Origin of the sequence: Rathayibacter sp. AY1C1, from assembly GCF_002932105.1 — a bacterium.
In the GTDB taxonomy this organism is placed as follows: domain Bacteria; phylum Actinomycetota; class Actinomycetes; order Actinomycetales; family Microbacteriaceae; genus Rathayibacter.
The window spans coordinates 69,590-80,192 of record NZ_PSWH01000015.1; the positions used below are offsets into that span (position 1 = coordinate 69,590).

Here is a 10,603-nt window from a genome sequence, read left to right on the forward strand (position 1 = left end):
CGTCCCCGCACCCTCCTCGATCCTCCCGATTCCCGATTCCCGACTCCCGATTCCCGACTCCGCCCGCACCATCAGCGCCACCTGCACCACAGCACCACCTGCACCGCCGCACCACGGGCGCGCCGCACCGGCGACCCCGCAGACCGCACCAGGAGGACCCGTGACCAGACGCACCCGCATCACCCTGACGACCGCCGCCTCCGCGGCCGTGGGCCTCGCGCTCACCGGCTGCAGCGCCTCCGGCGGCTCCGACCCGGGGTCGGACTCCGGCTCCGGCGGCCTCACGCCGGTCACCCTGCAGCTGCAGTGGGTGGCCCAGGCGCAGTTCGCCGGGTACTACGCCGCGCTCGACCAGGGCTACTACGAGGACGAGGGCCTCGACGTGACGATCGCCGAGGGAGGCGGCGACATCGTCCCCCAGGACGTGCTCGCCTCGGGCGACGCGGACTACGCCATCTCCTGGGTGCCCAAGGTCCTCGGCTCGATCGAGCAGGGGGCCGGGATCACCGACGTCGCGCAGATCTTCGAGCGCAGCGCCACCACGCAGATCTCCTTCAAGGACAAGGGGATCACCTCGCCCGCCGACCTCGCCGGGAAGAGCGTGGGCAGCTGGGGCTACGGCAACGAGTGGGAGCTGTTCGCCGGCATGCAGAAGGACGGCGTCTCCCTCGACGACATCTCGCTGGTGCAGCAGCAGTTCGACATGAACGGCTTCCTCGCGGGCGACATCGACGCGGCCCAGGCGATGACCTACAACGAGTACGCCCAGGTCCTCGAGACCGTGAACCCCGCCACAGGCGAGCTGTACCGGCCGGACGACCTGAACGTCATCAGCTGGAACGACATCGGGACCGCGATGCTCCAGGACGCGATCTGGGCGGACGCGGGCAGGCTCGCCGACGACGACACGTACGCCGAGCAGACGGTCGCCTTCATCAAGGCCTCGATCAAGGGCTGGATCTTCGCGAAGGACGACCCGCAGGCGGCGGCCGACATCGTCACCGCGGCCGGATCCACGCTCGGCACCAGCCACCAGCTCTGGATGACCAACGAGGTCAACAAGCTGATCTGGCCCTCGACGAGCGGCGTCGGGATGATCGACGAGGCCGCGTGGCAGCAGACGGTCGACATCGCGAAGGAGACGGAGAACGAGACGGGGGCGACGATCATCAGCGCGGACCCGCCCGCCACCGCCTACTCGAACGAGTACGTCGAGAAGGCGCTCGCGGAGCTCGCCGACGAGGGAGTGGACACGAGCGGTGCCGACTACGCGCCGATCGACGTGACGCTGGAGGCCGGCGGCGCCTGAGCCCGAACTCCGCCCCTCCCGGCTCCTCCCGGCCCCTCCCGCCCCGGAGGGGCCAGGGAGGGGTAGGCTGGATCCTCGTGACTACTTTCAAGAAGACGCCGTTCACCGTGAACGTGCGCGACCTCGTGAGGCGGCCGGGCGAGATGCGCGAGCACCGCCTCGAGCTCGAGGCGCCGGAGCAGTTCGGCGAGGGGATCGTCGCGGTCCGCAAGGGATCGGCCGTCGATCTCGACGTCCGGCTCGAGTCCGTGCACGAGGGGATCCTGGCCAGTGTCGAGGTGTCGGCGAGGGCCGACGGCGAGTGCAGCCGGTGCCTGACCGACATCTCCCTGCCTGTCGATGTCGAGTTCCAGGAACTTTTCGCGTACTCTTCTGACGAAGCTTTCGACTATGAGGTTCACGACGACCACGTGGATCTTGAACCTCTGGTCAGGGATGCGGTGGTTCTGTCGCTGCCGTTCCAGCCGGTCTGCCGGCCGGACTGTCCGGGCCTCGACCCCGTCACGGGGGAGCGGCTGGCCGATTCCTCCACGCCCGAACCCGAGGCGCCGCGCGACTCCCGGTGGGCCGCGCTCGCAGGGTTGAGCGAGGGGGACGGCGGGGCCGCAGCGCCCGGAGCTTCCACCGACAGAGCTTCCGCAGACAGCGGTGAGGGCGCGACCGCCCTCACTGAATCCGACTAGAGGTAGAGAAGAGAGAATCATGGCTGTTCCCAAGAGGAAGAAGTCCCGCGCGAACACCCACGCCCGTCGTTCGCAGTGGAAGGCCGAGGTCCCCACCCTCGTCAAGACCATCGAGAACGGCAAGGTCGTCTACAGCCTTCCCCACCGCGCCAAGGTCGTCGAGGACTCCGCGGGCACCGCGCTGTTCCTCGAGTACAAGGGCCGCAAGGTCGCCGACGTCTGATCCCGCTCCTGGTCCGCACGGCGCGGGGCGCACCGCCCCTCGACGAACGGACCGCGGTCCATGGTGAACCAGACCTCCGCACGACCCTCCAGCGACGACCGGTCGCGTCTGGAGGCCACGCTCGGCGTGAGCCTCGACGGTGAGCTCTTCGAGCTCGCCCTGACGCACCGGTCGTTCGCTTTCGAGCACGGCGGCATCCCGCACAACGAGCGCCTCGAGTTCCTCGGCGACTCGATCCTCGGGCAGGCCGTGACCGTCATGCTCTACACCGAGTACCCCGCCCTCAGCGAGGGCGACCTGGCCAAGCGCCGGGCGAGCCTCGTCTCGACCGTCGCGCTCGCCGAGATCGCCCGCGGCATCGGCCTGGGCGAGTTCCTCCGCCTCGGACGCGGCGAGGAGCTGACCGGCGGCCGCGACAAGGCGTCGATCCTCGCCGACACCGTCGAGGCCATCATCGGCGCCGTCTACCTGGGCACCGGTCCCGACGCGGCCCGCGACTTGGTGCTGCGCCTGATCGCACCTCTGCGGGCCGATCCGCTCCGCTTCGGCGTCTCGATGGATCCGAAGACGAGCCTCCAGGAGGCGGCCGCCGAGCGCGGTGCGCCGGCCCCGCGCTACGAGATCGCCGCCACCGGCCCCGACCACAACAAGGTGTTCGTCGCCACCGTGATCGTCGGCGGACTCGTCACGGCCCGCGGCGAGGGGACGAGCAAGAAGGCGGCCGAGATGGCCGCCGCGCTCGACGCGTGGACGCGTCTGGCGGCCCCCGGCGCACCCGTCGCTCCCGCGGTCTCGGACTGACCGTGCCCGAGCTGCCCGAGGTCGAGGTGGTGCGGGCGGGTCTCGCTCCCGCGGTCACCGGCTCCCTGGTGACCGGCGTCGAGATCGTCGACGAGCGCTCGCTGAAGCGGCACGTGCATCCGCACGGGACCTTCGAGCGCCTGCTCGTCGGGCGCCGGCTCGAAGCGGCGGTGCGGCGCGGGAAGTTCCTCTGGCTGCCCGCGGGCCGCGACGAGGCGCTGCTGGTGCACCTCGGCATGAGCGGTCAGGTGCTGCTGCGCACGGCGGATGCGGCGCTGCCGCGGCTGGCGCGCATCCGGATCGGGATCGAGCACCCCGAGCACGGCGAGCTCGCCCTGCACTTCGTCGACCAGCGGATCTTCGGCTCGATGGCGGTCGACGCTCTGGTGCCGACCCCGGACGGAGCGCCGGGCGGCTACGCGGGCGAGGAGGCCCGCGGAGGCGGCTGGCTGCGCGCCGTGCCCTCGCAGGTCGCGCACATCGCCCGCGATCCGCTCGACCCCTCCTTCGACCTGGGCTCGGTCGTCGCCTCGCTGGCGAGGAGGAGCAGCGGGATCAAGCGGGCGCTGCTCGACCAGACGCTCGTGAGCGGCATCGGGAACATCTACGCGGACGAGTCGCTGTGGGCGGCGGAGCTGCACCCGGAGCGGCCGAGCTCGTCGCTCGGCGAGGCGCGCATCCGCCGCCTCTTCGCCGAGGTGCGCTCGGTGCTCGAACGGGCGCTGGCCGAGGGCGGCACCAGCTTCGATGCGCAGTACGTGAACGTGAACGGTGCCTCCGGCTACTTCTCGCACAGCCTGCACGCCTACGGGCAGACGGGGAAGCCGTGCGCCCGGTGCGGCGCGGCGATCGTGCGGGTGCCGTTCATGAACCGCTCCTCGCACCTCTGCCCGCACTGCCAGCAACTGCCGCGCTGACGCGCCGGGAGGCGCCGCCTCAGGCGGCGGCGTCGGCGGGCGCCGGAGCGTACCGGGAGTGGACGACGAGCTCGCCCAGCAGCGTCGCGACGAGCGTGATGACGGCGGCTATCGCGAGGCCGAGCCAGAGCCCGACCAGCAGGGCGAGCGCGCCGACTCCGGCACCCGCGGCGATCAGGACGATCGCGGCCGCGCGGCGGAACCACGGCTGACCGGAGCCTCCCGCCAGGCGGGAGTCCGCAGCGAGGCCCGTGATCGTCGAGGTGACGACGACCGTCGTGACGTCCTTGACAGCGAGGTGGCGGGCGGTCGCGGCCTGGAGGCCCATCGCCCCGCCCAGCACGCCGGTGACGGTGAAGGCGAGCGGCTCGGGGTGCTCGGGCACGACCGCGAGCACGATCGCCAGGACGCCGAGCAGGATGCCGACCACCGCGAAGAGCCAGGTCGAGCGCGAGGTCCAGCCCTTCTTCACCGGGCGGAGCACCCGGCCGCCGATCACGGCGCCGATCATGAAGGCGCCCAGCGCGATCAGGGGCCCGACCACGGGCAGGTCGGCCGCGCCGGAGAGGGCCATGCCGAGGATGACGACGTTGCCGGTCATGTTGCCGGCGAAGACGCGGTCGAGCCCGAGGTACCCGACCGCGTCGATGATGCCGGTCGAGAAGGTGAGGGCGAGCATCAGGCCGAGGGTCGCGCCCTCGGAGCGGGTGCGCAGGCGTCGGAGCACAGGAGTCCTGTCGTCGGGGGCGGGTCTGGAGAATCGTGGCACACGCGTGCACATGCTCGAAACACGGCGCGGTTAGGGTCGGACGGCGCGGACGGGCCGCGCGGGAGGCGGACGCGCATGCGGTGGACGGAGTGGGCGGTGCAGCCCGGTGAGGGAGTGCCGCCGGGGGTGGACTACCTGCCGGCCGAGCCGGGTTCGGTGCTGTGGGGGCGCCTGCCGTGCGCGGCGGATGCCCCCGTGCTCACCGTCGACTCGGGGGCCGAGGTCGTCATCGACACGCTCAGCCACGAGGGCGTGCTGGAGGACCAGGGCCGCGATCCGGTCGCCTACTTCGGCCGCCACGGAGTCGCTCCGGAGGGGGTGCTGCGCGACGCGGTCGCGCTCGCCGCGGACGGGCCGTTCCGCGACGGCGAGACGGACGGGCCGCACGTGGTCACGGGGCCGATCGCCGTCCGGGGAGCGCTGCCGGGGGACCTGCTCCGGATGACCCTCCTCGAGGCCGAGCCGCGCGTGCCGTACGGAGTCGTCTCGAACCGGCACGGCCGCGGGGCGCTGCCGGGCGAGTACCCGCTGCAGGAGGGGCCGTTCAGCGTCTTCGCGCGCGTCGACGAGGACGCTCAGGGCGGTCTCCGCGGCGTGATCCCGCTGGTGCCGGGAGGGGAGCGGGCCGCCCGGTTCCCGCTCCGGCCGTTCCTCGGGATCATGGGCGTCGCCGTCGCAGGGGAGGAGCGCCCGCACTCCGTACCGCCCGGTGCGCACGGGGGCAACATCGACATCGCACTGCTGACCGCCGGAACCAGCCTCTACCTTCCCGTGCAGGTCCCGGGCGCGCTCGCGTACGTCGGCGATCCCCACTTCGCGCAGGGCGACGGCGAGGTGGCGCTGACGGCGATGGAGGCGAGCCTGCGCGTCCGGGTGCGACTGGAGGTCGTCCCGCGCGCCGAGGCGATCGCGGCGTTCGGGGAGCTGCTCGGGCCGATGGGGGAGACCGGCGAGTTCCTCGTGCCCACCGGGATGGATGAGGACCTGGACGTCGCCGTGCAGAAGTGCGTCCGCGCGGCCATCGCGCTGCTGGCGGCCCGCTACGGGATGGACCCGGCTCACGCCTACGCCTACCTCAGCGCGGCGACCGACTTCGACATCTCGCAGGTCGTCGACCTGGTGAAGGGCGTGCACGCCCGCGTCCGGACGGCCGACTTCGATGACTGACCCGCGGGTGACGACGCTCGAGGGCGACCTGCCGGACGGGCTGGTGGACGCGGTCCTGGCGTACGAGGCGGCGCTCGGGGCTGACGACGTCGCGGCGCTCGCCGACGCGTTCGTGGACGCGCCGACGACGCTCCGGGGCGACGCCTCCGGACTGCTCGTCGGCCACGCGGTCATCACCGGCTTCCGGGGTCGTCGCGGCGGGGCACCGGTGCGGGAGCTGGTGGAGCTGCACGTGCGGGCGGTCGAGGCGGGCACGGCGCTCGTGGTGAGCGTGAACGCTCCGGCCCGTGGCGGGCGCGGGCTCGTCACGCAGCTGTGGTCGCGCGAGGGCGGGACCTGGCGGGTGCGCGCCGCGCAGGTGCAGGCGCCCTCGCCCGCGCTGGACCCCCGCGTCTGGCGGGCCGTCGGCGTGCCGCTCGTGCCGGCCGCCGGCTCCGGGACCCTCGACGGACTGGACGTCGCGGTCAAGGACCTCTTCGCGATCGAGGGCCAGCGGATCGGCGCGGGAGTGCCGGCCCGCCTCGCTTCCGCGCCGATCGAGGCGGCGACCGCTCCGGCCGTCGCGCAGCTGCTCGCAGCGGGAGCGTCGGTGCGCGGGATCGCTCAGACCGACGAGTTCGCGTACAGCATCGCCGGCCGGAACTCCGGCTACGGGACGCCGCCCAATCCGGCCGTGCCCGGAGCGATCCCGGGCGGATCGTCGAGCGGACCGGCGACCGCCGTGTCGCTCGGGCAGGCCGCCGTCGGGCTGGCGACCGACACGGCGGGATCGATCCGGGTACCCGCCTCCTACCAGGGCCTGTGGGGGCTGAGGACGACCCACGGTGCGGTGCCCGTCGAGGGGCTGCTGCCGCTGGCGCCGAGCTTCGACACCGTCGGGTGGCTGACGCGGGACCTCGGCACGCTGAGGCGGGTGGCCGAGGTCTGCCTGCCGTCCGGCCCGCCGGTGCGGAGTCTCGCGGTGGCGCCGGCACTGCTGGGCGGAGTGGACGCGGCCGTCCGGGCGGCGTTCGGATCGGCCGTCGGGAGGATGAGCACCGAGGAGGTCGAGCTGCCCCCCGTGGCGGAGATGCTCGAGGCGTTCCGGCTCGTGCAGGCGGCGGAGGCGTGGCGGTCGAGCGGCTCGTGGGTCGCGGCGCATCCGGGAGTGCTGGCGGCGGACGTGCAGGCGCGCTTCGACGCGGCCTCGCTCGTCGACGAGCAGACGGAGGCGGCCGCACGGGCGCGGGTCGCGGGGTTCCGGGAGGCGCTCGACCGTGCGCTCGAGGGGCGGGTGCTCCTCCTGCCGTCGACGTCGTCGGTGGCGCCGGCCCTCGATGCGTCGGCCGAGGCGATCGACGCGGCGCGGACGGCGACGCTCGGCCTGACCTGTGTCGCCGGGATCGGCGGGTATCCGGCGCTGTCGGTGCCGCGGTCGAGTGTCGGCGGCGCTCCGGTGGGGCTCTGCCTGGTGGGACCGCGGGGGTCGGATCTCGCACTGCTGGAGCTGGCCGGCATGCTCTGAGAGGGGCCACGCCCGGAGCTCGTTCTCTCCCTCGTCGCGAATCGGGGCGGACGCCGTGACCCGTTCTCCCGCTCGCCGCCTCTCCCTCTCCCTCTCCCTCTCTCTTTCTCTCTCGCTCCGTCCCTCCGTCCCTCCGTCCCTCCGTCCCTCGTCGTGGATCCGAGGCGGAAGCTGCGCCGTCGTGGCCGAGTCGCTGCGCTGACCGCTGTCCTCGAGTGCGATCTCAGCGGTGAGCAGGGGCGCCGCGCCCGGAGGGTGGAACGAGCCCGGGTGCAGCGAGTGCGGGCTCGGTGGACCGGTTCGTCGGCGGGCGCGTCGGACGACCGTCTTCCACGGCTCGGCCCTCGGCTGAGACAGGCCGGTGGATCGGACCCGCGCGGCGCGAGCGGGCGTGCACGAGCACGCCCGCTGGAGCACGCGCTGGAGCATGCCCGCAGGAGCGCGGCTCCTTCCGCCGTCAGAACGGGGGCGGCGCATCGCTGAAGCTCGGCCTGCGCCGCGGCGGGGCTGGCGGCGCGGGCGGATCGGGTGGACGGGTGACCACGCGGCGGCCCGTGGGGGTGGTCCAGTCGGCCGATCCGTCGGGGTGGAGCGTGTAGGTCCAGCGGTCGCCGTGGCGGACGTGGTGGTGGGCGACGCAGAGCGACGCCAGGTTGTCGAGGGCGGTGGCGCCTCCGTGACGCCACTCGAGCGTGTGGTCGGCCTCGGCGGTCGCCGCGGGCCGGGTGCAGCCGGGGAAGCGGCATGTCCGGTCGCGCAGCTGGAGGGCGAGGCGCATCCGCGGGGGAGGGAGGCGGTGCGTGCGTCCGACGGAGACCACGGCGCCCGTGCTCGGATGGGTGAGCACCGGGGTGACGGCCGAGTCGGCTCCGAGGAGCTCGCGCGCGACGCCGGCCGGGATGAGGCCGTAGCCGTCCAGTTCCGCGGGGGTCTCGTCCTGCCCGGCCGCGGTGCTCGCGGCGAGGGTCAGACGCACCTCGGCCCGGATGCCGCGAGCGGACGTGCGCGGACGCTCGTCGCCCGGCGCCGTGCCGGACACATCGCCGTCGCAGAGCAGGTCGACCAGGGCGTCGGCCCGCAGCTGCGCGAGCGTGCGCTTCTCCGCTGCACCGCTCCCGTCGCGGAGGGTGCGGGCGATCCGGTCGAGCCGCGCGAGCGCACCGAAAGCGGCCGGAGCGGGGAGGGTCGCGCAGAGCGTGGCCAAGCCGTCCTGCTCGGGCGAGACCCGGACCGACCGGTCCTCCCGAGCGCGGGCGTGCCGGTCGGCCAGAGGACTCTCGTGGAGTTCGTCCCGCAGCCGGGCGAGGCGTCGCCGCAGCTGGGTCGGCGTCATCGAGGCGGCCAATCCCGCGGCGCGCTCGTCGAACTCCGGGAGGGTGGCCGGCGGCAGGGTGGCCGCGACTCCGCAGATGATCTGCCCCGCCTCCCAGCGCAACCGCGCCTCGGCCAGCGCGGCGCGCGTGCAGGGCAGGTGGTCGACCAGCAGGCGGGCGTGCTCGAGGTCGCGCGCGGCCACCCGCTCGGACACGGCGAGCGCGACGGCGAGCTCGGCCCGGACGGAGCGCTCCACGAGGTCGCGCGACTCGGCGGGAGACCCGCCGCGCGCGAACGCCTTCGGGCGACGCAGAGCAGCCGTGTACGCCTCGTGCAGCGCCTCGGCGGAGACGAGGTGGAGCGGAGCCGCGGAGCGGGCGAGCAGCGACGCGCGGCCGCCGAGGGCGCGGACCTCCTCGAGTCCCTGCCGCATCCCATCCGCCATACTCGTATTGAACCAGCGACCACCGACACGCGGGCAGCAGATGCGCCCGATCGGGAGGACCCGCTTCCGGAAGACGTCTGTGGAGGAGCGTCTGTCGAGAATCTCGACCCCCGCCATACCGCGAAACACCGGCGAAACGTCCGTCGCATAGGCTCTCCGGGTGAAACGACTGTTTCTCTCCCGCTCGTGAAGAGGTGGCTCATGACCGCGCCCGCACCGTTCCTCCCCGTCGATCCGCCGCCTCGCCTGCTGATGGGGCCGGGCCCGATCAACGCGGATCCGCGCGTCCTGCGTGCGATGTCGGCGCAGCTGGTCGGACAGTACGACCCGTTCATGACGGCGACGATGACGGAGACGCAGGAGCTGTACCGGCAGGTGTTCCGCACCCGCAACGAGAAGACGATGCTCGTCGACGGCACGAGCCGTGCGGGCATCGAGGCGGCGCTGGTCTCGATGCTGGAGCCGGGCGACCGCGTGCTCGTGCCGGTGTTCGGGCGGTTCGGGCACCTCCTCCGGGAGATCGCGGAGCGCTGCGGCGCGGAGGTGCACGTGATCGAGGCCGAGTGGGGGCAGGTCTTCCCCGTCTCGGCGATCGCCGAGGCCCTGGACCGGGTGAAGCCGAAGATGCTGGCCGTGGTCCACGGCGACACGTCGACCACCATGGCGCAGCCGCTGGAGGAGCTCGGCGCCCTCTGCGAGAAGCACGGCGCCCTCTTCTACACCGACGTCACCGCCTCCCTCGCGGGCAACGCCTTCGCGACCGACGAGCTCGGGCTCGACGCGGTCACCGCGGGGCTCCAGAAGTGCCTGGGCGGCCCGTCCGGATCGGCTCCCGTCACCTTCTCGGAGAAGGCCGTCGCGGTGATCGAGTCGCGCAGGAGCATCGAGGCGGGGATCCGCGACGAGGGCGACACTGTCAGCGCCCGCCGCGTCCGCTCCAACTACTTCGACCTCGGGATGATCTTCGACTACTGGGGGCCGCGCCGCCTCAACCACCACACCGAGGCGACCACGATGCTCTACGGCGCGCGCGAGTGCGCCCGCATCGTCGTCGAGGAGGGCCTGGACGAGACGGTCGCCCGCCACGCGCTGCACGGGTCGGCGATGCTCGCCGGAGTCCGCGGCCTCGATCTCGAGGTGTTCGGCGACGTCGGGCACAAGATGACGAACGTCGTCGCGGTGCGCATCCCGCAGGGCGTGAACGGTGACGCGGTGCGCGGGGAGATGCTCGCCGACTTCGGCATCGAGATCGGCACGTCCTTCGGGCCGCTGCACGGGAAGGTCTGGCGCATCGGCACGATGGGCTACAACGCCCGGACGGACGCGGTGCTGACCACCCTGGCGGCGCTGGAGGCGGTGCTGCGCCGCGCGGGCGCCTCCGTGCCGGTGGGCGGCGGAGTCGCGGGGGCCTACGAGGTCTACGGGGCGGCACGCGCATGACCGGCACCACCACGGACCCCGCCACCACGAC

The 10,603-nt window shown here is 73.3% G+C and carries 10 protein-coding genes; 8 read left to right on the top strand and 2 right to left on the bottom strand.

All coding sequences use genetic code 11. The features are described 5' to 3' along the window. The first annotated feature begins 160 nt into the window (after positions 1 to 160). From C5C71_RS09195 to mutM, 5 genes are all read left to right on the top strand, one after another. On the top strand, positions 161 to 1,309 hold the full coding sequence (locus C5C71_RS09195) for an ABC transporter substrate-binding protein (RefSeq protein ID WP_104337573.1): 1,149 nt from the start codon (positions 161 to 163) through the stop codon (positions 1,307 to 1,309). Between the two features lie 143 nt (positions 1,310 to 1,452). Further along, positions 1,453 to 1,992 carry a DUF177 domain-containing protein gene (locus C5C71_RS09200; protein ID WP_104263018.1) on the top strand — a complete coding sequence of 180 codons (540 nt, stop codon included), beginning with the start codon at positions 1,453 to 1,455 and terminating at the stop codon, positions 1,990 to 1,992. A gap of 19 nt (positions 1,993 to 2,011) precedes the next feature. After that, on the top strand, positions 2,012 to 2,215 hold the full coding sequence (gene rpmF / locus C5C71_RS09205) for a 50S ribosomal protein L32 (protein ID WP_104223482.1): 204 nt from the start codon (positions 2,012 to 2,014) through the stop codon (positions 2,213 to 2,215). A gap of 60 nt (positions 2,216 to 2,275) precedes the next feature. Continuing rightward, positions 2,276 to 3,016: a ribonuclease III gene (gene rnc, locus C5C71_RS09210; RefSeq protein ID WP_104247527.1), complete on the top strand. Its 741-nt coding sequence runs from the start codon at positions 2,276 to 2,278 to the stop codon at positions 3,014 to 3,016. A gap of 2 nt (positions 3,017 to 3,018) precedes the next feature. Further along, positions 3,019 to 3,933: a bifunctional DNA-formamidopyrimidine glycosylase/DNA-(apurinic or apyrimidinic site) lyase gene (gene mutM, locus C5C71_RS09215; RefSeq protein ID WP_104255744.1), complete on the top strand. Its 915-nt coding sequence runs from the start codon at positions 3,019 to 3,021 to the stop codon at positions 3,931 to 3,933. A gap of 19 nt (positions 3,934 to 3,952) precedes the next feature. Here mutM and C5C71_RS09220 read toward each other — a convergent pair whose 3' ends face one another. Then, a complete protein-coding gene (locus C5C71_RS09220) occupies positions 3,953 to 4,660 on the bottom strand; it encodes a YoaK family protein (RefSeq protein WP_308470800.1) in 708 nt (235 codons plus the stop codon). A 117-nt stretch (positions 4,661 to 4,777) separates the two neighbouring features. Between C5C71_RS09220 and C5C71_RS09225 the strand changes: the two genes are divergently transcribed. Continuing rightward, on the top strand, positions 4,778 to 5,869 hold the full coding sequence (locus C5C71_RS09225) for an acetamidase/formamidase family protein (RefSeq protein ID WP_104337574.1): 1,092 nt from the start codon (positions 4,778 to 4,780) through the stop codon (positions 5,867 to 5,869). Further along, positions 5,862 to 7,373 (top strand): AtzH-like domain-containing protein, encoded by a 1,512-nt coding sequence (locus tag C5C71_RS09230; RefSeq protein WP_104337575.1) that lies wholly within the window; start codon positions 5,862 to 5,864, stop codon positions 7,371 to 7,373. The genes C5C71_RS09225 and C5C71_RS09230 overlap by 8 nt, the downstream gene beginning before the upstream one ends. Before the next feature lie 457 nt (positions 7,374 to 7,830). Here the strand turns inward: C5C71_RS09230 and C5C71_RS09235 are convergent, their stop codons facing one another. Further along, entirely contained in the window at positions 7,831 to 9,120 is a 1,290-nt protein-coding gene (locus C5C71_RS09235; RefSeq protein ID WP_181065682.1) for an HNH endonuclease signature motif containing protein, read from the bottom strand. Positions 9,121 to 9,333: 213 nt separating this feature from the next. On the opposite strand from C5C71_RS09235, the gene C5C71_RS09240 reads away from it, so the two are divergent. Further along, complete coding sequence (locus tag C5C71_RS09240; protein WP_258068697.1) at positions 9,334 to 10,572, top strand: alanine--glyoxylate aminotransferase family protein; 1,239 nt, start codon at positions 9,334 to 9,336, stop codon at positions 10,570 to 10,572. Positions 10,573 to 10,603 lie beyond the last annotated feature (31 nt).